23 protein-coding genes are annotated in these 21,605 nt (G+C 64.9%); 5 read left to right on the top strand and 18 right to left on the bottom strand.

The annotated features are described in order from the left end of the window. Window positions 1–137 precede the first annotated feature (137 nt). A complete protein-coding gene (locus ACTQWE_RS06260; protein WP_441856711.1) occupies window positions 138–920 on the bottom strand; it encodes a protein-ADP-ribose hydrolase in 783 nt (260 codons plus the stop codon). 22 nt (window positions 921–942) lie between these two features. Continuing rightward, window positions 943–1,794, bottom strand: a complete 852-nt coding sequence (locus ACTQWE_RS06255; protein ID WP_441856710.1) for an SIR2 family NAD-dependent protein deacylase — start codon at window positions 1,792–1,794, stop codon at window positions 943–945. 159 nt (window positions 1,795–1,953) lie between these two features. Here ACTQWE_RS06255 and ACTQWE_RS06250 point away from each other — a divergent pair, with 159 nt between their 5' ends. After that, window positions 1,954–2,310, top strand: coding sequence for a winged helix-turn-helix transcriptional regulator (locus tag ACTQWE_RS06250; protein WP_170103650.1), 357 nt, complete (start codon window positions 1,954–1,956; stop codon window positions 2,308–2,310). A gap of 47 nt (window positions 2,311–2,357) precedes the next feature. Here ACTQWE_RS06250 and ACTQWE_RS06245 read toward each other — a convergent pair whose 3' ends face one another. From ACTQWE_RS06245 to ACTQWE_RS06225, 5 genes are all read right to left on the bottom strand, one after another. Further along, window positions 2,358–3,395, bottom strand: coding sequence for an ATP-binding protein (locus ACTQWE_RS06245; protein ID WP_441921423.1), 1,038 nt, complete (start codon window positions 3,393–3,395; stop codon window positions 2,358–2,360). 288 nt (window positions 3,396–3,683) lie between these two features. Next, window positions 3,684–4,514 (bottom strand): aldo/keto reductase, encoded by an 831-nt coding sequence (locus ACTQWE_RS06240; RefSeq protein WP_441856752.1) that lies wholly within the window; start codon window positions 4,512–4,514, stop codon window positions 3,684–3,686. Window positions 4,515–4,564: 50 nt separating this feature from the next. Then, entirely contained in the window at window positions 4,565–4,966 is a 402-nt protein-coding gene (locus tag ACTQWE_RS06235; protein ID WP_441856708.1) for a hypothetical protein, read from the bottom strand. A 220-nt stretch (window positions 4,967–5,186) separates the two neighbouring features. Beyond that, window positions 5,187–5,780, bottom strand: coding sequence for a DapH/DapD/GlmU-related protein (locus ACTQWE_RS06230; RefSeq protein WP_441856707.1), 594 nt, complete (start codon window positions 5,778–5,780; stop codon window positions 5,187–5,189). 25 nt (window positions 5,781–5,805) lie between these two features. Beyond that, window positions 5,806–6,786 (bottom strand): alpha/beta hydrolase, encoded by a 981-nt coding sequence (locus tag ACTQWE_RS06225; protein WP_441856706.1) that lies wholly within the window; start codon window positions 6,784–6,786, stop codon window positions 5,806–5,808. A 113-nt stretch (window positions 6,787–6,899) separates the two neighbouring features. Between ACTQWE_RS06225 and ACTQWE_RS06220 the strand changes: the two genes are divergently transcribed. Then, window positions 6,900–7,337, top strand: a complete 438-nt coding sequence (locus ACTQWE_RS06220; protein ID WP_441856705.1) for a MerR family transcriptional regulator — start codon at window positions 6,900–6,902, stop codon at window positions 7,335–7,337. Between the two features lie 83 nt (window positions 7,338–7,420). Here ACTQWE_RS06220 and ACTQWE_RS06215 read toward each other — a convergent pair whose 3' ends face one another. Continuing rightward, window positions 7,421–7,663 (bottom strand): hypothetical protein, encoded by a 243-nt coding sequence (locus tag ACTQWE_RS06215; protein ID WP_441921421.1) that lies wholly within the window; start codon window positions 7,661–7,663, stop codon window positions 7,421–7,423. A 442-nt stretch (window positions 7,664–8,105) separates the two neighbouring features. Continuing rightward, window positions 8,106–8,420 (bottom strand): DUF1805 domain-containing protein, encoded by a 315-nt coding sequence (locus tag ACTQWE_RS06210; protein ID WP_441856703.1) that lies wholly within the window; start codon window positions 8,418–8,420, stop codon window positions 8,106–8,108. Window positions 8,421–8,602: 182 nt separating this feature from the next. On the opposite strand from ACTQWE_RS06210, the gene ACTQWE_RS06205 reads away from it, so the two are divergent. Further along, window positions 8,603–9,445, top strand: a complete 843-nt coding sequence (locus ACTQWE_RS06205) for a fructosamine kinase family protein (protein ID WP_441921419.1) — start codon at window positions 8,603–8,605, stop codon at window positions 9,443–9,445. Window positions 9,446–9,454: 9 nt separating this feature from the next. Here the strand turns inward: ACTQWE_RS06205 and ACTQWE_RS06200 are convergent, their stop codons facing one another. Continuing rightward, window positions 9,455–10,180: a carboxymuconolactone decarboxylase family protein gene (locus tag ACTQWE_RS06200; protein ID WP_441856881.1), complete on the bottom strand. Its 726-nt coding sequence runs from the start codon at window positions 10,178–10,180 to the stop codon at window positions 9,455–9,457. Window positions 10,181–10,327: 147 nt separating this feature from the next. Between ACTQWE_RS06200 and ACTQWE_RS06195 the strand changes: the two genes are divergently transcribed. Next, the gene (locus ACTQWE_RS06195; RefSeq protein ID WP_441856882.1) at window positions 10,328–11,209 is read left to right on the top strand and encodes a LysR family transcriptional regulator; all 882 of its coding nucleotides are present in this window, start codon (window positions 10,328–10,330) and stop codon (window positions 11,207–11,209) included. 175 nt (window positions 11,210–11,384) lie between these two features. Further along, on the top strand, window positions 11,385–12,470 hold the full coding sequence (gene arsB / locus ACTQWE_RS06190) for an ACR3 family arsenite efflux transporter (RefSeq protein ID WP_441856883.1): 1,086 nt from the start codon (window positions 11,385–11,387) through the stop codon (window positions 12,468–12,470). Here the strand turns inward: arsB and ACTQWE_RS06185 are convergent. The 8 genes from ACTQWE_RS06185 to ACTQWE_RS06150 all read right to left on the bottom strand — a co-directional run bounded on the left by ACTQWE_RS06185 (window position 12,467) and on the right by ACTQWE_RS06150 (window position 21,542). Then, window positions 12,467–13,177: a hypothetical protein gene (locus ACTQWE_RS06185; protein WP_441856884.1), complete on the bottom strand. Its 711-nt coding sequence runs from the start codon at window positions 13,175–13,177 to the stop codon at window positions 12,467–12,469. The two genes, arsB and ACTQWE_RS06185, sit on opposite strands and share 4 nt — an antisense overlap. 227 nt (window positions 13,178–13,404) lie before the next feature. Next, a complete protein-coding gene (locus ACTQWE_RS06180) occupies window positions 13,405–14,367 on the bottom strand; it encodes a hypothetical protein (protein ID WP_441856885.1) in 963 nt (320 codons plus the stop codon). A gap of 9 nt (window positions 14,368–14,376) precedes the next feature. After that, window positions 14,377–15,966 (bottom strand): MBOAT family O-acyltransferase, encoded by a 1,590-nt coding sequence (locus tag ACTQWE_RS06175; protein WP_441856886.1) that lies wholly within the window; start codon window positions 15,964–15,966, stop codon window positions 14,377–14,379. An 86-nt stretch (window positions 15,967–16,052) separates the two neighbouring features. Beyond that, window positions 16,053–16,289, bottom strand: coding sequence for an acyl carrier protein (locus ACTQWE_RS06170; RefSeq protein ID WP_090847533.1), 237 nt, complete (start codon window positions 16,287–16,289; stop codon window positions 16,053–16,055). 64 nt (window positions 16,290–16,353) lie between these two features. Further along, on the bottom strand, window positions 16,354–17,544 hold the full coding sequence (locus tag ACTQWE_RS06165; RefSeq protein WP_441856887.1) for a diaminopimelate decarboxylase family protein: 1,191 nt from the start codon (window positions 17,542–17,544) through the stop codon (window positions 16,354–16,356). Between the two features lie 6 nt (window positions 17,545–17,550). Then, window positions 17,551–19,089: an amino acid adenylation domain-containing protein gene (locus tag ACTQWE_RS06160; protein ID WP_441856888.1), complete on the bottom strand. Its 1,539-nt coding sequence runs from the start codon at window positions 19,087–19,089 to the stop codon at window positions 17,551–17,553. A gap of 82 nt (window positions 19,090–19,171) precedes the next feature. Continuing rightward, window positions 19,172–20,803, bottom strand: a complete 1,632-nt coding sequence (locus ACTQWE_RS06155) for a sensor histidine kinase (protein WP_441856889.1) — start codon at window positions 20,801–20,803, stop codon at window positions 19,172–19,174. Beyond that, entirely contained in the window at window positions 20,793–21,542 is a 750-nt protein-coding gene (locus ACTQWE_RS06150; RefSeq protein ID WP_441856890.1) for a response regulator transcription factor, read from the bottom strand. The genes ACTQWE_RS06155 and ACTQWE_RS06150 overlap by 11 nt, the downstream gene beginning before the upstream one ends. Window positions 21,543–21,605 lie beyond the last annotated feature (63 nt).

Here is a 21,605-nt window from a genome sequence, read left to right as displayed (position 1 = left end):
GCTCGCCTCCTTGCGCGTGGCCGTGCGGGTGTCCGCCGGCAGCGGGATGGTCTGTCTCGATAGATTGTATCAATTAAAGATACAACGTGGCGCATTCACGACATCCACACGGACGCGCCGGGCGAGAAGAGCCGACGCTACCCCAGGATGTTGCGATAGATGTCCTTGTCTGCCTGCGAGAACACGTCGAACGCTACCGTCATGCCCGCGTCGTGCGCGCCGAGCCACTCGCGAACGGTCCTCACCGCTATGCGTGCCGCCTCGTCCTGCGGAAAGCCAAAGATGCCCGTGCTGATGCAGCAGAACGCGATGCTGTGCAGGCCGTTCTCTGCGGCCAGGTCAAGGCAGCTGCGATAGCACTGAGCGAGCTGCGCGCGGTGCTCCCGCGTCGGTCGCCCGCCCGCGATGGGGCCGACGGTGTGGATCACGTGCCGCGCGGGCAGGTTGTACGCCCCGGTGATCTTGGCCGACCCCGTGGGCTCCTCGTGCCCCTGCGCGGCCATGATCCGCGCGCACTCCGCCCTCAGCTGCACGCCGGCAAACGTGTGGATGGCGTTGTCGATGCAGTGGTGGCCGGGCACCCAGCAGCCCAGCATCTGGCTGTTCGCCGCGTTCACGATGGCGTCGACGGCAAGCGTCGTGATGTCCCCGCGCCACAGGCGCACACGCCCCGCGGGCGAGAAGGGCTCGGCGTCGTCCACGGTGCTCACACCGGCGTCCGCGATCATACCCCGCAGCAGCTCGTCCTGCATGTCGAGCCAGCGGGCGTCCGCGGGCCAGGCGGGCCTGGTGTTCACGAGGGCGCGAAACGCCGTCCAGAGCTCGTCTGCATCGCGCGTGTGCGGCGCCTCAAGTCCGCGCTCCGCGCAGAGGCCGGCCACGAGATCCTCCAGAAGCTCCGTCTTTCTTTCCGTCTGCATGTGAGGCTCTCCATTCCTCTTGCTACCTGCCAAGTAGCTGGTCAAACACGACGTCGATGTCCGCGTCGAGCACGATGGAGCGGTCGCGGATTTCTGCGGGTGCAAACGGCTCGCCGTAGTTGACGCACGCGTACGTTGCCTCGCCGTTTTCGAGCGTGCGTCGCCAGAACGGGAACTTGATAATGGCGGGTGTGTTCATGCCCACCCCAAGCTCGAGGTAGAGCACCCTTCCGCGTTGGTGCGCATCCAGATACGCGGCGTAGCGCTCCGCCGCCTCGTGCCAGCCCTCGTCCTCCACGAACGTCTGGTCCACGCGTAGGTTCATGTCCATGGGACGGCCGCAGCGGGGGCAGTGCGGCACAAGCTCGCTTGGAACGCGCATGTCGCGCTGGTCCTGCACCATTAGCCTTACGACGTCGTAGTTGTCATAGGTGGCGCTGTGGCAGGGCTCGCTGCACTGCCACAGGCCCAGGTCGCCCTGCATGTAGAACAGGCGCTCCTTTGGGAAGCCCGCAAGTTGGAACTGGTGGTCGACGTTTGTGGTGAGCACGAAGAAGTCCTTGCCCTGCAAGAGGGCAAGCAGCTTCCCGTACGTGTCTTTCGGTGCTGCCTCGTAGCGGTTGTACCAGATGTAGCGGCTCCACCACGCCCAGCGCTCCTCCGGGGTGGCAAACGGAAAGAACCCGCCGGAATACATGTCGCGGATGCCGTACTTCTCGGCGAAGTCGCCAAACAACCGATCGAAACGCTCGCCGGCATACGTGAATCCGGCAGCGGTGGAAAGGCCGGCCCCGGCGCCCACGACGATGGCGCTGGCCCCCACGATGGCGTCTTTCAGGCGACCGATGTCGTTCTTGTCCCGACGCTTGAGCATGTTCCCTCCCTTTGGGCCTGTGCTTTGTTACTTTGGGCGCGTTGCGTGCCTACAAAAAGCATGCTAGTCTCTATGCATGCAAGACAGAAGTAGGCACGATAATGTGCTGTAAGTACCAATTGGTAACCAATGCGTGTGAACTGCTGGTATGGAGCTGCAATGGGAAGTAAAGATAACGAGAAGATCCTGGCGTCGCTCCCGGCGTGTCCGGTCGAGACCACGCTTTCCCTCATTGGCAACAAGTGGCAGGTCCTGATCCTGCGCGACCTTGTGGACAAGGGCACGCTGCGCTTCAAGGAGCTGCAGCGCTCCATCGGCAGCATCTCGCAGAAGGTGCTCACGTCCAACCTGCGCACGATGGAGGCGGAGGGGCTCGTGCATCGCGAGGTGTTCGCCGAGGTGCCGCCGCGCGTGGAGTACTCGCTCACCGAGCTGGGGCAGACGCTCGAGCCCGTGCTGGACGCGCTGCAGGCGTGGGGCGAGAGCTACAAGGAACGTCTGCGCGCGGGCGAGTAGCGACAGCGTGCGACGTGGGGGGACGAGCCAGGCGGGGCGCGGCTGAGCTACTCAATCTGCTCGCGGGCGAACTCGTCAAACAGCGGAAGGGTGAAGCTCATGTGCCCGTGGGCGGAGCCATCCGCGATGCCCTTGTCGATAAGGCGCTTTCTGTACGGGTTGAACTGGTTTGTCGACATGCCGAGCTGTTCTCGGATCCCAAGAATCCTGCCGTCCGGAGACTCCGCAATCGCGCGAGCTACCAGCCTGTCTTTCTCGGAAAGCTCGGACCACATCTTCTCGTAGACGTACTCCTCGAGATACTGGCGGTAGTCGCCCAGAACGCTTTGGTAGTCGCCTCCCGCATTCCAAGTTAGGTAGCCAAGCACTTGGAACGCGAACGAGTACCCCTTGGTAAGCTGCGCCATCTCCAGGGAAGCATCTCTATCGATATCAAAGGTCTCACCATAATTTGTTGCCATCGCGGCTAGGTTGAGCGGACCAAGCTCGATCTTGGGCGCCCGGTAAAGGAACGTCAGGTTCTTCGTGTTCTGGAGTTCGCGAACGTTCTCGTACAGACCGGTCGCGAGCAGAAAGACGGGAAGGTTCTGCCGGACGAGAATCTGGAACGCTCCCGCGAACTCGTGCATGGTGCGCGTGTTCGACACCTCGTCGATTTCGATCAGAATGCGTTTTCCCCGGTCGCTCAGACTCTTGATCATCTTCGAGAGGGCGGTCTCGATGTCCGTAATGGGGGCCACTCCATCGACCTCAAGACCGATTCCAAAAAATGAGAGGTTGATTCTCGAGCGTTGGAAAATGGTGGCCAGGGTGTCTTCGCTTGCCAGTTTTGCGGCAAGCGAAGACAGCAGGTCTCGGTTTGGGTTCAGCTCCACTACGATCCAGTCTTTCATCTTGCGGAAATCATCGGCTGCCTTTGTGAGAAAAACGGTCTTTCCGGAGCCTCGCACTCCCGTAATCACATAGATCTGCTGAGAGGGCTCTTCGGCAGTGAAGTTCTGAATCACTTCGTCCTGCTGGACGACGCGGGAGATGAGCTGCGATGGCGCCTTTCCAAAAAGGAGGGTGTAAGGGTTACGATTCATCACATCACACCAATCTACCTGCGATTTTTACTGTTCTTTACTGTTTTGCTACATTTTACTGTTCTTTACTGTTTTTTGCCAAGGCGGCGCCCCGGGTTGGGGACGCCGCCTTGCTGGTGCGCGCTTGTCGTGTTGTCGCGTGCCGCGGTAATGCGACTCGCTAATGCAGGGACCTTCCCAGTTCGTAGGCCTGCTGGGGATAGACACTGCCCTTCGTCATGGCAACGGTGCCGCTGCTCTCTAGCATCAGGACTTTCATGTGGTCCCTCTTTCTGATTTGCGATCTGCCTAGATCTCCTCGGTGCCGGGCTTGCCGGAGTATCCCTTCAGCTTTCCGCCGTAAACGGGGAAGTAGCTGGAGTCTCCATAGCTCTCGATCTTCTCGACGTGCTTCAGGACCTCCATGTCCTGTGCAGAGATCTGGAAGTTGACGTCGGCGTTCGTCCTCATGTGCTCGGGGTTCGCGGTCTTGGGCAGCGCGATCATGTTCAGCTGCAGGTCGTAGCGGATGCAGAGCTGCGGCACGGTGACGCCGTACTTCTCGGCCATCTTGGCGATGGCGGGGTTCTTGAGCGCCTCGCCGTGGGCGACGGGGCTGTAGGCCTCCATCACGATGCCCTTGGACTGGCAGTACTCGATGATGTCGAGCGGCGTGTTCGAGATGTGGCACAGCACCTGGTTGACCATGGGCTTGACCTCGGCGTTGTCCCAGAGGTTGTCGATGTCCTCCTTGAGGAAGTTCGACACGCCGATTGCGCGGAGCTTGCCCGCCTTGTACGCGTCGGTCAGCGCGCGCCACGCCTCGAGGTTGCCCTCGAGGTGCCTGTCCTCGGACTGGTTGACCTCGATCCAGGGCTGCGGGCTATGGATGATCATCAGGTCGATGTAGTCCAGCCCGAGCGCCTCGAGGGAGCCGTCGATCGCCTGCGCGGCGGACTGGTAGTCCTTGTGCTCGGCTGCGAGCTTCGTGGTCACGAACAGCTCCGCGCGGTGGACTCCGCAGGTGTGGACGCCTTCGCCGACCCCGCGCTCGTTTGCATAGGCCTCGGCGGTGTCCACGTGGCGGTATCCCAGACTTGCGGCCTGGCGCACGGCCTCGGCGGCCTCGTTGTCGTCGATGAACTAGGTTCCCAGCGCAAGCTGCGGAACGACGACACCGTTGGAAAGGGTTACGGTCTTGTTGTACACGCTCTTCTCCTTTGGTTTGAGACTTGATACCTGATACGCGTCACGTGGTACGACGCGAAGGCAAACAGCGCGATGACAGAGGCGTTCTCGACCAGCACGAGCGCCGGCGGATTCGAGAGGTCGTAGCTCGCGAACGGCGTCGACATGGCCATGTACCCCACGATGTCGTTGCACAGGAACGTCGCGAGGCCAAAGCCCGCCACGGCGACGCCCAGGGCGAGAGGGACGAGGTGCGCCACGATGAGCGCAAGCGTCCCCAGGCCGAGCCACTCGTGGAGCGCTCCGCCCGCGACTTGGTGCGACATGAGCGTCACCATTGCCAGGAGCAGCGCGACGTCCACCGTACGCCTCGTGAGGCGCCTGCGTTTGGCGGTGTGTTCCATGGATGGCTAGCCGTTCTTCTCGACGAACGCCTTGACGTCCGTGTCGCTGGCCGAGTCGTCTGTGTCCGCGGACGCGAGCGACGAGGACTTTCCTGCGGACTACTTGTTGGAGCAGCCCGCTAGGGCGACGGCGGCGATGCCGGTGCCCGCGAGGGACAAAAACGACCTTCTGCTTAGGGTCTTCATTGCGGTTTCCTTTCTGACGTGGAGCCGGTTGGCTCTACAGCGTCCTGACCTTTCGCGCGGGCACGCCGGCTGCGAGCGTCCGTGCTGGAACGTCCTTCGTGACGACGGCTCCTGCCCCCACCACGGCTCCGTCTCCGATGGTCACCCCAGGCAGTACCGTCACATTCGCTCCAAGCCAGACATCCGCGCCAATGTGCACCGGGGAGGGGGTGACGTTGCCGCGCCGCGAAGGGTCCATGTTGTGGTTAAGCGTGGCAATGACACAGTTGTGGCCAACGAGCGTGCGGTCGCCAATGTAGATGCCGCCCTGGTCTTGGAAGCGGCAGCCGGAGTTGATGAAGACTCCCTCGCCAAGGTGCGTGTTGAGACCACAGTCCGTGGTGAAGGGCGGGAAGAGCCCAACCCCTTTGGGAAGCGGCCTTCCAAACAGCCTCTCCATCTGAGCGCGTGTGTCCGACAGGCTGTTGAACTCAGCGTTCATACGCGAAGTGATGCGCATGGCTCGCTCAGAGGCGGCCACCATAATCCGATGGATTTTCGAGCCTGCGACCACCTCGTTGCCGGCGTCCATCTCGGCGAGAAACGCTTCGATTTGCTCGAGCGTGAGTTCTCCCTCATCTTGGTACATGTATGGTCCTCTCGGCAGGGACTTCTTATCGGAGGTTGTTGTCGAAGAACGCCTCGAGCCTGTCGAACGGGATGGCGTCGCGATTGTCGTAGAGGTCCACGTGGTTGGCGCCCGGAATGATCACGAGCTCCTTGTTGTCACCCTTGAGCTGCGCAAACGCGCCCTCGCTGAAGTAGCGCGAGTGGGCTTTCTCCCCGTGGACGAGAAGTACGGGGGTGTCTATCTCTCCGGCCATTGCCAAAAGCGGCTGGTTCATGAACGACATGGTGCCCGTGACGTTCCACCCGTCGGTCGAGTTGCCCGAGCGCTCGTGGTAGCCGCGCGGCGTCTTGTAGTAGTCGTGGTAGTCGCGCACGAACTGCGGCGCGTCGTCGGGCAGCGGGTCCACCACGCCGCCGGCACGCGTGTACTCGCCGGCCCTGTAGTCTGCCGTGCGCTGGGCGGCCCAGGCGCGGCGCTGCTCGTCGCGGGCCTGCTTGTTGTCGCTGGAGCCAAAGTAGCCCTCGCGGGTCACGCGCGACATGTCGTACATGGTCATGGCGGCGGTCGCCCTTATGCGCGGGTCGAGCGCGGCGGCGTTTATCGCCATGCCGCCAAAGCCGCAGATGCCGATGATGCCAATGCGTGCCGGGTCCACGTCGTCGCGGCAGCTGAGGTAGTCGACCGCCGCGCAGAAGTCCTCGGTGTTGATGTCGGGGGAGGCCACGCGCCGGGGCTCGCCCGCGCTCTCTCCCGTGAACGACGGGTCGAACGCGATGGTCAGGAAGCCGCGCGCCGCCATCTCCTGGGCGTACAGGCCGCTCGACTGCTCCTTCACGGCGCCAAAGGGGCCGCTCACGGCAATGGCGGCAAGCTTTTCTCGCCCGTCTTTTGGTTTGTACAGGTCTGCCGCGAGCGTGATGCCGTAGCGGTTGGCAAAGGTCACCTTGGTGTGGTCCACGCGCTCGTCGCGCGGGAACGTCTTGTCCCACTCCTGTGTAAGCCTTAACTCCTGGGTCTGCATCATCTTGTTGCCTCCCGTGACTCGGACGTGCTCGTTTGCTAACATCAAGGGAAGCGTAAGGCCTAAACCTAACTTTAGGTCAATGGTAAATTGACAAAACGCACGGGAGATGCCGCATGTACACAATCGGGCAGGTTTCGAAGATGTTTGGGTTGCCCATATCGACCCTGCGCTACTACGACAAGGAGGGGCTGTTTCCAAGCATGTCGCGCGAGGGCGGCATCAGGAGGTTCGGGGACCAGGAACTCGAGGCGCTGCGCGTGATCGAGTGCCTGAAGCACTCTGGCCTCGAGATCAGGGAAATCAAGCGCTTTATGCAGTGGTGCGAGGAGGGGCCGTCCACCTACGCCGAGCGCGAGGAGCTGTTTGAGCGTCGGCGAGAGGCCGTGCTCGAGCAGATGGGACAGCTGAGAAGGACCCTCGCCATGCTCGAGTTCAAGTGCTGGTACTACAAGGTCGCCTTGGCCGACGGCAACGAGGACCGCCTGGACGCGATGGTCCCCGACGGGCTGCCGAAGGACGTGCGGGCGCTGTACGACGAGGCCCACGCCTAGCTTGGCGCGGGCCCGGTGTCGTACGTTGTTGCGGCTGGTCTTCTGTTGCGGCCGTGGCGTGTGCGATCTTCTCGTCCGCGCGGCTACCTGGCCTCGTTGCCGGAGGTCACGGCCCTGGGGCGAAACAGCGCGCCAAACGCGCCGCGCACGGCGGGGCCGGCCACGAAGAACTGCCACAGCAGCGCCATCGGCAGGTTGAGAATGGCCGTCTGGATCCACGTGGAGACGATGTTCGGGGCGGCGGGGCGCTTGATGGCGAGGGTGGCGACCAGGCTCATGAGCGGGCACATCATCTGCACGCTGAGCGCAGAGATCGCCGCGACCATCGTAAACGGCGTCTTGGGGTTGGGGCCAACGAGCTTGGCCGCGCGGCGGCCGACATGGGCGATACCACAAACAGGTCAAGAACGAGCGCGACCGGCCCCATGAACGCGAGCTCTGGCAGACCGGCGACAAAGACGAAGTTGGAAAGACCGCCGACCTCGAGCGAGACGTTGTAGCAGATCATGCCATACACCATAACGAGGACCATCATGATGGTGAAGACGAGCTTCTGAGTGCGGCTTTGCGGCATGTATACCTCCCGGCTGCGTGCAGTGTTGTTCGTTATCACCCGGGAGGGTGTGCGTTTCCAAGGATACCTGCAAGAAATGTGACGCGTGCACGTTACCACGCGTCGCACCATTACAAGAGGCTACGTTTGTGCCGGAGTACAAACACTCCACAACCCGTGCGTGGACGCCCGCGCCGCACCGCGGCGGCAGGGACCTACCGGTTCAGGACCGCCGCTGCCTGCTCGCCCGTCATGTCCGGCGTCACACCGAGCTTTGCGGCCTTGGGCGTCATGCCGGTGATCTTGTTCGCCAGGACGTCCGCAAAGCTTGCACCCGCGACGCGCACGGCAACGTCGCCCAGCTGCTCGGCCTTCTCGAGGCTCAGATAGCCGCACATCAGGAAGCCGCGCGCGCAGCGCACCACGATGAGCGAGGCATGACCTTCCCCCGCCAGCTCGGGAACCATGATGCCCTCGGCCTTCGTCGCGTCCTTGCCCGCCCCGATCGCGAGCGTCTGAAATACCGCCATCGCCACTCCTCCGTTCGTCTGCAGCCCGGCCGCGTGCCGCGCGCTTGGTTGCCAATTCTTGCGCCCGCCCGCGGGCGTGTCAATGGCTCGTGGCACGCTCGAAACGTCCCGTCACGACACTCGTTGGCGCGACTATGATTGCCACGTGGGGTTTGGAGATGTGACGACATGGGGGGTGCGCCATGCGGGAGGACTCGTTTGCGACGTACGAGAAGACCGACCGAAGTCCCCGCGCGGACCTTGCGGGCGAGGCGGCCGGCCTGCGCTGGCTGGGCGCGGCCGAGAAGGACGGCGGCCTTTCGTGCGCGCGCGTCGTGAGCGCGAGCACGCACCGGCTGGTGGAGGAGCGCGTATTCCAGGGCGTACCCACGCGCGAGAAGGCGCGACGGGCCGGCGCGGCCCTGGCGCGCACGCATGCTGCGGGCGCGGCGTGGTATGGCTGCCCGCCGCCCGGCTGGGACGGCGCCGGCTATGCGATCGGCCGCTCGCTCACGCCCGTGGTGCCCGCCTCCGCGCGGGACGGGGCCCGGGGCTGGGGCGCCGCGTGCGCGGAGCGGCGCGTGATGCCGCACGTTCGCGCGGTTCGCGACGACGGGCTGGTGGATGCGGGCGAGGCGCGCCTGCTCACGCGCGTGGCGAATCGCATGGCGGCCGGAGACTTCGACTCGCCGGAACCGGCGCTCGTGCGCGCGGGCGGGCATGCGTGCTCGCGCATCCACGGCGACCTCTGGGCCGGAAACCTGCTGTGGGCGGCGGACGGAACCCGGGCCGCCGCGACGGGGGCGGCACTTATCGACCCCATGGCGTCCGGCGGCCACGCGGAGACCGACCTTGCCATGTTGCAGCTGTTTGGCTGCGCGTACCTCCACGATTTTCTCGCCGCGTACGACGAGGCGTCCCCGCTGGCAGATGGCTGGCGCGAACGCGTCGCCATCCACCAGCTCGTGCCGGTGCTGCTGCACTGCGTGCTGTTTGGCGCAGACTACGTGGGCCTGGCGCTTTCCATCGCGCGTCGGTACGCGTAAGGCCGGGCGCTATGCCAGCCGCGCGTACTGGTCGTCGGACACGGGCTCCAGCCACTCTGCGCTTGCGCCCTCGGCCGGCACGGCCAGCGCGATGTGCTGGAACCACGAGTCGCGCGCGGCGCCGTGCCAGTGCTTCACCTCGGGCGGAATGCTCACCACGTCGCCGGGGCGCAGCTCCTGCGCTGGCTTGCCCCACTCTTGGTACCAGCCGCGACCCGCGATGCAGATGAGCACCTGTCCGCCCTTGTGGTGCACGTGCCAGTTGTTGCGGCAGCCCGGCTCGAAGGTCACGTTCGCGGCTTCCAGCTGCGCATCGCCCAGCGGCGCCAGCCAGCTCTTGCCCACAAAGTACTGCGCGTACGCGTCGTTAGGCTCGCCCATGGGGAAGATGGTCGAAAGCCCGCGCGGCTCGTCCTTCTCGCCCTCGCCCCAGACCTCCTTCACCATGCGGAACACGGCCCAGCCCTTCGGCCAGCCGCAGTACATGGTGGCGTGCGTCACCACGGCCACGATCTCTTCTCGGCTCACGCCGTTCGCCTTGGCGTTCTGCAGGTGGTACTCGAGCGAGGAGTCGGTGATGCCGGACGCCATGAGCGTGACCACCGTCACGATGCACTTCGTCTTGGCGTCGATGGCAGTCTGGTCCCACACCTCCCCAAACAGCACGTCGTCGTTCAGATGCGCAAAGAGCGGGGCAATCGTGCCCAGCTGATCTCTGCCAGCGGTCTGCTTCATCTTTCGCATACCTTTCGCTACATGGCGCTTGCGCGCTTGCCTGGTGCTTCCTTCCCACGATCAATCATGCGGTTGCGCAGGCGAGAAGTACAATGCATCTGTGTCGGAAAGCCATGCCCAGAGTGCATGGTAAAACTAAGGGGAAGCATGAACACCGACCAGGTACGCCACTTCGTCGCCGTCGCTCGTACGGGATCGGTCACCGCCGCCGCGCGCGACCAGCACGTCTCGCAACCTGCCCTCAGCCGTTCCATCCGGCGGCTCGAGGACGAGCTCGGCGTGACGCTCTTCGACCGCGGGAAGAACTCGCTCGTGCTCAACCGCGCCGGCCGCGAGCTGCTGCCGCATGCAGAGGAGCTTCTTGCCGCGGAGCGGCGGATGCGTCAGGCGTCGTTCGACGCGTCGCGTCGCGAGCGCGTGCTGCGCGTCGGCACCATCGCCCCCGCGCCGTTGTGGTACCTCACCTCGCTCATCGTGGAGCGTATGCCCGGTGCGCTCGTGAGCTCGCAGATGGTGGGTGACGAGGCGGATGTGGAGCGTGCCCTGTTCGACTCCCTCATCGACCTCGCCGTCTGCACGCGCAAGGTACCGGGGATGCGGAGCGTCCTCCTCATGAGGGAGAACCTGTACCTCTCGGCACCAGAGGGACATCCCCTTGCGCGGCGCGAAAGCGTCTCGTTCGAGGACCTCGACGGCGAGACCTTCCTGCTCTTTGGCGGCATCGGGTTCTGGGAAGACATCCACCGGCGCATGACGCCGCACGCTCGCATGGTCGTGCAGGAGGATCGCGAGGTCTGGCGCCAGCTCATGCGCACGACCCGCATGCTGGGCTTCTCGTCAGACGCGCCGGTGCTCATGCGCCCGGATGTCGCCGGGGAGGCGGCGGAGGGAGAAGGGCAGGTCCGGAGGGTCTTCGTGCCCATACGCGATGCCGAGGCCCACGCGACGTTCTACCTCTGCGCGAGGGAAGACCAGACGGGTGGGGGAGGCCTTGCCGCCTCCGTGATGGAGCTCGTCGGCCGGCTGTGATCGATCGTTAAGATACTTGCGAGTAAGTTACTTTGGAGTATCTTATTCCGCCTCCAAGAACACTGCCTACAGTAGCCCTCCCATCACATTGACATCGGTGAATGTTACGATATCATCGGTAACAGATAGACAAATATCGATGTGATAGTCCCGCAAGGGGCGGAGGGAGAATGGCATGGCGAGAAGTGCAGGAGCCGAGACGGGGACGGCCACGGAGGGCGTGGGCTCGCGTCTGGGCGTGAAGGACAGGCTGCTCACGCTGTGGATCTTTCTGGCGATGGCCGCGGGCATCGCCCTGGGCGCCGTGGCGCCGGGCGTGTCCGGGGCGCTGAACGCGGTTTCGGTGGGGACCACCAACGTGCCGCTCGCCGTGTGCATGATGCTCATGCTGTACCCGCCGCTCGCGAAGGTGCGCTACTCCGAGCTCCCCAAGGTCTTCCGCAACGTCCGCGCGCTCGGCCTCATGCTGCTGTTCTGCGCGGTCGTGGGGCCGCTCCTCATGTTCCTGCTTGCCACCACGTTCCTGCGCGACCAACCTGAGTACATGACGGGCCTCATCCTCATAGGCATCGCGCCGTGCATCGCGATGGTCATCGTGTGGAACGGCCTTGCCGGCGGCGACGCGGAGTGGTGCGCCGGCTTCGTGGCGGTGAACGCCATCCTGCAGGTGCTGCTGTACGGACCCATGGCGTGGCTGTTCGCCACGCGCCTCACCACGCTTGTGGGCGCGCCCTCGGTCTCCGTCAGCCTCTCCGTGGGCGACGTGGCGGGAACCGTGGCGTTCTACCTCGGCATACCGTTCGCCGCGGGTGCGCTTGGGCGCCTGGCGCTCGAGCGTCTCATGGGTCGCGACTGGTATGAGGGCACCTACCTCCCGCGCGTGTCGCCAATCTCGTTCGCGGCGCTTCTCGCCACCATCGTCCTCATGTTCTCGCTCAAGGGGCAGCAGATCGTGCACCTTCCGCTTGACACCGTGCGCATCGCCGTGCCGCTCGTCATCTACTTCGTGGTCATGTTCTTCTGCAGCTTCGTGCTCGCGCACGCGGCGGGGTTCGGCTACCCGCAGACAAGCGCCATCGCGTTCACGGCCACGGGCAACAACTTCGAGCTCGCGATCGCCGTGGCGGTGGCGACGTTTGGCCTGGCGTCCGGCGAGGCGTTCGCGGCCGTCGTTGGCCCCCTCATCGAGGTGCCATCGCTCATACTCCTGGTGAACGCCGCCCTCGCCATGCGCCGCCGCATGTCCTGGCCAAGGGGCTAGTGGTACCGGTGCGTGCGCTCGGCCTCGAGCGTGTCGATGCACCACAGGAATGCCCTTGCCGTGCGCTCGCCAGGTTCCTGGAAGTGCCCGCCTGCGTTCCATTCCAGCGTGCACGGCACGCCTTGCGCCCGAAGCAGCTCGTGCTGGCGCCGTATGCACGACCCCACGGTCGAGACGACGGCGTTTCTCGTCTTCTCCTCGCGATCCCCCAGGCTTAGGTAGACGGCGCGCGAAAGCGGCTGGCGGCCTTGCGCGTAGCCGAGCCACCCGGGAAACCACACGGACGGCGATGCGGCGGCGACGGCTGCGAACGTATCCGTCTGGTACGAGCACCACAGCGAGAAGAGCGCGGCGAGCGAGTAGCCGCCCAGGATCGCGTCGCGGCCGGGCTGCGGCTTGAGGGCGGATGGCAGCTCGGGCAGGATGCCGTTCAGGACGAGGCCGAGCGTGCGCTGGGCGCCGCTGCCGAAGCCGCGCTTGCCGAACGCCGGCGGCGCCTCCCAGGGCGAGAGGTCGTCGTTCCACTCCGGCACCTCGAACGCGACGAGCGCGACGGGCGTCTTGCAGGAATCTTGCAGCAGCCGGGCCTCGCGGTCCACGTCGTCGAGGTCGCGGTGGTCTACGGGTTGCAGAAGTATGTGCCGCGGGCGCTCTTCGATGTACGTCACGCAGGGCGTGCCGGCGATGGTGCTTGCTCTTCTCTGCATGCGGAGCCTTTCGTCGTGGCTATTTGTCTGGATTGCTGACAGTTGTCTGCCCGCCATGTGGTGTCCGCTCGTCACGCGGCGTCTATGTAGGGCCTGGTCATGGGCCTCCCTATGGCGATGGGCACCGCCGCCAATGCTCTGGCGACAGTGCCCATTCTAGACCTGCTTGCGTGATTGCCCCGCGCTTGCGCCGCGTGTGCGCCGTATGCGTCGCGGCGTGCGGCGCGCTACTCGCCCACGGTGGTGCGGTAGAGGTCCAGGTCCTCCTCCCAGGTGGAGTACGTGGGGTCATCGCGGTGGTCGGGCAACCTGTAGCGCCTGCTCAGCAGCAGTGCCAGCTCGCGCGATACCTTCGTGGCGCCGCTCAGGTTAAGGTGGTCGCCGCGGTCGCGCGTATCCGTGCGCCAGTCGATGTCGACCTTGTGCCGTCCGCGGTTCAGGTCTATGTAGCCAACATGCATCCTGCGCGCAAGGCGTGCGATCCCGTTGTGGCGCGGCGTGCTCCAGTTGACGGTCGAGGGCGTGCTCACCAGCACGGGAGTGGCGCCGTGCGCGCGGCAGTAGTCGACCATCAGACGCAGGTACTCCTGGTTTTCCCGCGGCACGACGCTTACCTTGCGCGTGTGGGTCATGTAGTTGACGTTGTGTGCCGCCTTTGCCTCGCGGTTGGGCACAAAGCCCCTCAGGTACGCGCGCGAGTCGCTCGACTTCGCAAGGTCGTGCGTGAGGATGCGCTTCCAGCGGTCGTGGTATTCGAAAATGGGCACGTGGTCCTGCAGGAATCTCAGCGACGGGTCAAGCGTCGAGAAGGACGAGTACACAGAGTTGGTCTCTATCACCACCACGCGCGGAGAGCTCGTGGCGAGGGCCTCGCGCAGCAGCGTGTAGCCGTACGGGAGCCTCTGGCCGTGCGAGGCGATCACGCGGCTGGCAAACCCGCTCTTGCCCCACATCTCCAGGGGCGAAAACGCGCTGTACGCCTCGCTGTCGCCAATGAACAGCACGTCGAGGCCGCCGTTTTTCTCGCCCGTGGCGTCATGCGAGGTCGCGTCCACCGTTCCTTCCTCGTGCGCGTCCGCCTTGGGCAAGGACGCCCATGACGTCACGGCAAGCAGGCCGGCGACCACAAGGAAGACGGCCAGCGCCGTGAGGGCAACGCCCAGGCGGGCGCGGAGCTTCTGGTTTCTCATGCGTGCCTCCTAGAACTTCGCGTACATGGGAGCGATGGGGATGTAGCTTGCGCCGTACGCGCCAAAGATCACGATTGCCATGAACAGCGCTATGGCCACGGCCCAGCGGGCGACGGTGCCGCGCTCGCACAGGGCGCCCAGCACGTCGCAGCTGCGTTCCCGCGCGATGCCCACGGCGAGCACGCCGGCAAGCGCCAGGCAGACCACCAGGTAGTCCGGGCCGTCGAGTCCCACGGCAAATATGGCGCCGCTTGTGAACGCGCCGAGCGAGAAGTCCGTCACGATCCTGCGGAACATGGCGAGGCCGGCGGCAAGGCCGTCCGCGCGGAAGAACATCTCGCCCACGAAGACGATGACGAGGGTGCGCGCGGTCTGGAACGCGCGGTACGGAGCGGACGTTCGATTGATGCCCAGGCGCAGGGCCGCCTGCGCGGCGATGGGCTCGATGAGGCCGCCCGCCATGATGAGGACGAAGTAGTACATGCCGAAGAACAGGTATTGGCTGCCGGCGCCGTGCCACAGGCCGTTGATGACCCACACGCACAGTAGTGCGACGGAGCTGGCCAAAAGCGGTCCGTAGCGGTTGCCGAACACCTTGCGCGCCCGCTTGGTCAGGCGCTTGCACGGCGCGCTGAGCGAGACGGGGTAGTACACGTAGTCCTTAAGCCACGTGCCCAGCGTGATGTGCCAGCGCTTCCAGAACTCGGACGCGGTGCGCGAGAAGAACGGCTGCCTGAAGTTCTGGGGCAGGCGAACGTTGAAGATCTGGGCGATTCCCAGGGCCACGTCCATCGTGCCCGAGAAGTCGCAGTACAGCTGCAGCGTGTACAGGATGGCCGCGAACGCCGTGACACCGCCGTCGAAGAGGTAGTGACCGCCGAACACCGGACGCACAAACGCGTTGAGCCTGTCCGCCACGATGATCTTCTTCGCAAATCCGTACAGGATGCGGACCGTGCCCGCGTACATGGACCTGCGGTCAAGCGGCTCGCCTGCGGTGAGGGACTCCGCCGTCTGGTTGTAGCGGCAGATTGGCCCCTCCATGATCTGCGGGAAGAAGCTCAGGTACAGCGCGACGCGGCCAAGGCTCCTGTCCGCGCGCACGGACTCTCGATAGACGTCCACCAGGTAGGACACCGCCATGAGCGTGTAGAACGAGATGCCTATGGGGAGGTCGTGCGGCGGCACGTTGACCACGAAGCCGTGGCCGAAGAGCCCAAACAGGCCGGAGAGCGCCTCGCCGAAGAACTTCACGTACTTGAGCGCGACGAGCATGTCCACGTTGAGAAGGACGCCCGCCGTGAGGATGGCGCGCATGCGGCGCTTCGCGCTGGCGCGGATGGCGCGCTTGCCCGACGTGGCGCCGGCGAGCCGCTTGTCCCTCTGCCTGATCTGGGCGTCGAGTGCGAGGGCAAGGCCGTAGACGGAGACCGTCGAGGCCAGTATGAACACGATGAGCCTGCCACTGAGGATCCAAAAGAACGCGTAGCTCGCCACGAGCAGCACGACCCAGCGCGCCTTTCTGGGGGCGATGCCGTACGCGGCCACCACAAGGGGCAGAAACACCGCGAAGAACAGGATGGAAAAATAGGAAGTCATGCTATCCCCTGGGTTGGGACCTACAGAGAACGCCCCCGGCGACACGAGTGCTTGGGTCGGCGGGGGCGTCTTGGCGCATATGGGAGCTAGTCGAGCTCCTCCTCGCGCAGGCGCCTGACCAGCATCTCCATCGCCTCGACTGAGTTGAAGTTATCGGCGACGATCTCGACGGGCGGAACCTCGATGTCGTACTCGTCCTCGAGCTCGGCCACGAGCGCGACCATGGTGAGCGAGTCGATGACGCGGTCGTCGATCAGCGTGGTCGAGCCCTCGAAGTCAACGCCGGGCTTGAGCTCCTGAAGGATTTCGGTAACGGTCCTCATGTTCTTCTCCTTTGTGTTGTCTGCACGTTGCATGCGTGGTCTTGCGATATGTCGTTACGCTCTGTCAGAGCGGGCGAACGCTGTTGAGGGGTGCGGTCTCGATGCGGTCGCGAAGGAGCGTGAGCTTGCCCGCGCGGTCGCGCCAGACGATGGCGGGGAGGTCGCGGCTCAGGAAGAGCGACATGCCCTCTGTCATGCAGTACGCGCCCGCCTTGTCGAAGGCGACGAGGTCGCCCACCGCGAGGTCTCCCAGGGGCATCTGCTTCACGAGGATGTCGTTCGTGGTGCAGAGCGAGCCGCAGACCGTCCAGCGGAGGTCGGGGTCTCCGTGGGGGGTGAGCGCCCGGCACGGTGGCTGCTTCATGGCCATGGCGTGGCCGTAGTACGTGATCTGGTGCATGCCCCCGTCGACGATGGCGACGTTTTGGCCGTCGATCTGCTTTGCGTCCACCACGCGTGTGACGTAGGTGCCGCACGTCGCGGCGATGCGGCGGCCGAGCTCGATGGTGACCTGGCCGGAAAATGACGCGTCGGTAAGCGCGCGGGAGAGCGCGAGCGCAGGCTCGAGCTCCGTCTGGCGGACGGCCTTAGGGTCGCGCTCGAAGTACTCGACGGGAAGGCCCGCGCCGTACTCCATCTCGGCGAGGGGGCAGCCGTAGGCGCGGCCGACCTCTGCCACGAACCCATCGAGCTTCGCGACCTCGCGCGCGATGCGCTTGGACGAGGTCTTCTGGGTGCCGGTGAAGTACTGGATGCCGCGGATGGTGACGTACGGGTCGTTGGCGCATGCGGCTGAGAGCTTCATGATCGTGCTTGCGTCCATGCCGAACTGGCTGCCGTTGCTGAGGCGGAGCAGAAGGTCGATGTGCGTGTGCGTCTCGCGCGCCAGCCCGGAGAGCATGTCGAACTGGAGGCGGGACTCGCAGGTGAAGTGCCCGATGCCCGCGTCGCCCGCGATGAGCTCGCGCATGAGGGCGGGGTCCTTCGCGACGCCAGAGACGACGATCTGGCTGGGGTCGACGTCCGCGGCCTGGCAGATGCGCACTTCTCCCGTGGAGCAGGCCTCGAGCCTGTCGACGAGCTTCGAGATGGGGCCCACCACGAACGGGTTCGCCTTCATGGCGAAGCAGATGTTGGTGCGCGGGGGCAGGACCTCGCGGATGCGGCTGACCTGGTCTGCTAGCTCGCGCTCGTCGAAGACGTAGAACGGCGTTTGGCAGAACTCGCCCACGCGCCTGAGTTCCTCTGCGTTCATGCCGGCTTACCTTCCTTCCTTGGACTTGGTGGGGAAGTACGTCCTGAGCAGCTCTGCCCGGTCGACCTTCCCGTTCTTGTTGAGGGGCATGGAATCCACTCTGGTGATGCTGGAGGGTCTCATGCTTGCGGGGAGCGTGTCTGCCACGAGGCGGGGCAGCGCGGCTTCGTTTGCGGTGCCCTCGAAGAACACACGCAGGCGCTGGCGCCGTGCGTCGAAGGCGCAGCGGCACCTCTGCACGCCGGGGAGGTCCTCGAACGCCTTGTCGACCTCCTCGAGCTCGATGCGGTGGCCCATGTACTTGATCTGGTTGTCACGGCGTCCGCGGAAGACGAGGTCGCCGGAATCAAGCAGCTCCGCGAGGTCGCCGGTGCGGTACACGCGGTCGTGGTACAGGCCGTTGAGCGGGTTCTGCACGAAGGAGCGCTCCGTGGCCTCGGGGTTGCCCACGTAGCCGAGGGCGACGGACGGGCCGCGCACGACGAGCTCTCCCAGCCTGCCCGGCTCCGTCACCAGGTGGTCCGCCTCGTCGAGGAGAAGGACCTCGCAGTGGCCGAAGCTTTTGCCCAAGGGAAGGCCGTGCGGGTATGCGGCCGTGCGATCCACCACGTGGTACAGGCAGTTGCAGGTGATCTCCGTGGGGCCGTACAGGTTGACGAAGCGGGCGTCGGGCAGGCATCTGAGCCAGGCGTCCAGGTGCTTTCTGGGGATGACCTCGCCGCTGAAGAGGACCTGCCTCACGCTCTGGAGCCTGCCGGGCGCAAGCACGTGGTACGCGCTGGCGATGCACAGGGCGGCCACGGCCCAGACCATGACGGTGACCTGGTTCTTCTCGAGGCAGTCGACAAGTGCCTGCGGCTGCATGAACAGCTCGCGCGGGACGAGCACGAGCGTGGCGCCCACGGCGAGCGACCCGTATACGTCCTTCACGGAGATGTCGAAGTCGAACGGGGCCTGGTTCGCGAAGCGATCCTCGCTCGTGAAGCCGAAGGTGCGGACGAACTCGTCCACGAAGCTCGCGATGGCGCCGTGGCTGACGGCGACGCCCTTCGGCGTGCCGGTGGAGCCGGAGGTGAACATGACGTATGCCGGATCGCACGAGAGGGTGCGGGAGCGGGCCGCCTCGAGCGCCGTGGGGTCCACCGGGTGGCGGAGCAGCTCCTCTGCCACAAGCACCTCGCGACCCGGAAGGGCCTGGCGCACGGCGTCCGCGTTCTTCTCGCCTGCGACGACGAGGGCGTCTCCGAGGGTCGCGGCCATGTGCTGGAGCCTGTGGGCGGGCGCGCTGGTGTCGACGGGCACGTAGCACGCGCCGGCCTGCAGAATGCCGAGCATGCAGGCAAGTGCGAGCTCGCTCTTGCGCAGCATGATGATGACGGACGACCCGCACGCGCCGCGCCTTGCGAGCGCGCTGCCGACGTGCTGCGTGTCTTCCAGCAACCTTGCGTACGTGTACGTGCCGGTCTCGTCGATGACGGCGATTGCGTTGGGGTCGCGCCTGGCGGAGTCCTCTAGGTAGGTGAGGACGTTCGTTCTTGTGAGCATGGATGCCTTTCGTCTTGCTGACGTTGGAACCCATGCTATGGGGACAACCTTTTGTCTACCTAAACGCCGCCTAAAGGAACCTTTAGTCTTTCTGCGCGGCCGGGAGGGTCATGAGGACCTCCGTGGAGTACGGGGACTCGGCGTGCTCCGCGAACGAAATCGTGCCGCCTTGCACCTGCATGCACGTGCTTGCGATGGCAAGGCCCAGTCCCGTGCCCTTGCCGGTGGAGCGCGCCTTGTTGCTGGTGACGAACGGCTCGAACGCGTGCGCTCGGATGTCCTTGGGCACGCCCTGTCCGTCGTCCGCGATCGAGACGAGGGCGCCGTCGCGCGTTGCCGCGCATGCGACGCGGATGGTGACGCCACGGGGGTTGTGCTTGTAGGCGTTGTCTATCACGTTGCTGACGGCGCGCCTGAGGAGCTCGACGTCCGCGCGGGCGAGGATGGGCCTGTCCGGGAGCTCCACCACGAGCGTGCCGCCCGCCTGCTCGATGTCGGGCTGCTTGTCGATGAGCATGAGGCGCAGGTCCTCGCACAGGTCGCGGTTCTCGAGCGTCGCCTGGTACGAGGGGTGGTCGGTCTTCGCAAAAAACTGCAGCGAGTCTATGAGCTCGCACGCAAGGTCGGCCTTCGCGGCGATGGCGTGCAGGTACTTCTCGGCGCTTTCCTGCGGAACGCGGCCGTCCTCGAACGCTTGGGCGTAGCCGCGAATGACCGAAAGCGGGGTCTTCAGGTCGTGCGAGACGTCTGCGATCATGCGGCGCTTGTCGTCCTGCGCGTGGTCGAGCTCGGTCATGAGGCCGAGGAAGTCCTCGTAGGTGTGCCTGAGCTCCACGGGCATGGCGGACGGGTCCGGCGCGTTGCCGACGCCGCTGCGGCGCGCGTCTATGGCGCGGTCCAGCGGTCGGGTGGACCTGCGCACGACCCGTGCGAGGACGGCGATCGCCAGGACCGTGAGCGCGACGGCGATGGGTACCGACGCGATGCGGTAGGTGTTCGAGCGGTCGACGGCTGCCCTGAAGTCCTTGCCGGACTCCGTGGGCGAAAGCAGCACGAGGATGCGCCGCTGGCCCTTCTCGTTCTTGTAGCTGTGCTTCGCGATCATCATGCGGCGGCTGTAGACGCCTTGGAGCAGGGACATCTCGCGCTTGGTCAGGCGGGTCTTATCGCCAAAGAGGTCGCCGCCCACGATGGTGCCGTCCGAGAGATACGTGCAGGTGGACTTGACGCTGATGGCGTAGCCGTCCGGAGTGGACTCGGGCTTGCAGAGGTTGATCTCGTGCACGGTCCTTCCGCGGTCGTCCTTGCGGTCCAGCATCACGTACACAGAGCCATCGTCCTCGTCGCCCGCGATGAGCGGGAGCTCCTTTGCGGTGATCTTCTGGGCGACCTTCTGGCTGGTCGAGAAGAGCAGCCCTCCCTTCCCGTCGAACACCAGAAGTGCACTTGGCGGTGAGACAAGCGACGCCATCTGATTGAAGTCATCAGTCTGCATCATGGTCGAGCCGTCGTCGAACATCTCTATGTACGGAGAAGTGCGTTTGAGCTCCTCGGTTGCGAGCTTGTTTGTGACGTGCAGCACTCCCGCCATTGCGAGTATGTAGGCGAGTACTACCAGAAGGCACCTCACGGTGAGGCTCGTCGTAGCGTTGCGAAACGCAGCCCGCAGCCTGGTGTGCCTGGTGCGTTTGTCGTTCTTCTCGCTATTCGTCAAAGCGATACCCCAATCCGCGCACGGTCTTGATGTGGGCCGGCTTGCCCGGGTCGTCCTCGATCTTCGAGCGGATGTTCGAGACGTGCATCATGATGCTTTCCGCTCCGCCGTAGGAGCTGCCGCTTATGGCCTCGTACAGCTGTGCCTTCGTGAAAACGCGTCCGGGAGCGGACATCATCTTGTGAAGTATCTTCAGTTCGGACGCCGTGAGCGGCATCACGTTGCCGCGCTTGCGGAGCACGAGGGTATCGAGGTCAAGCTCGAGGTCGCCGGCGGAAAGGACGTTCTTCTCGCCCGTGGCGGCGCTTTCGCCCCCGTCGTGCTCGGCGGCCATGCCCTGACGGTAGCGGCGCAGCGCCGCGCGCACGTACGCGAGGACCTCCGTGGGGTCGAACGGCTTGGTTACGTAGCCGTCCGCGCCCAGGTCAAGGCCGAGCACCTTGTCCGACGGCTGGTTGCGCGCGGACACGATGATGATGGGGATGTCCGTGAAGGAGCGGGCCTCCTTGATGAAGTCGAAGCCGTTCATGGAGGGCATCATGAGGTCTACGAGCGCCAGTGACACGTCGCTCTTGCGCAGGACGTCGAGGCCGCGCTCGCCGTCGCCCTCGGAGAGGAAGCGATATCCGCTGCTTCCCAGGTAGAGGCGGAGTATCTCCACGATGTCAGGGTCGTCCTCGACGACGAGGATCGTGTCCTGCGGCTCCGGGCTGCCTCCGGTGGGGTGTGGTGCTTGCATCTTGGCCTCTGTTTCCGGTGCTTGGTGATTGCAGCCCATCGTGAGCGATTGGCACGCAATATG

The organism is Parafannyhessea sp. LCP19S3_B1 (assembly GCF_052121955.1).
Lineage (GTDB): Bacteria > Actinomycetota > Coriobacteriia > Coriobacteriales > Atopobiaceae > Parafannyhessea.
The sequence above is the reverse complement of the archived record's forward strand: the minus strand, read 5'-3'. Positions and strand labels throughout refer to the sequence as shown.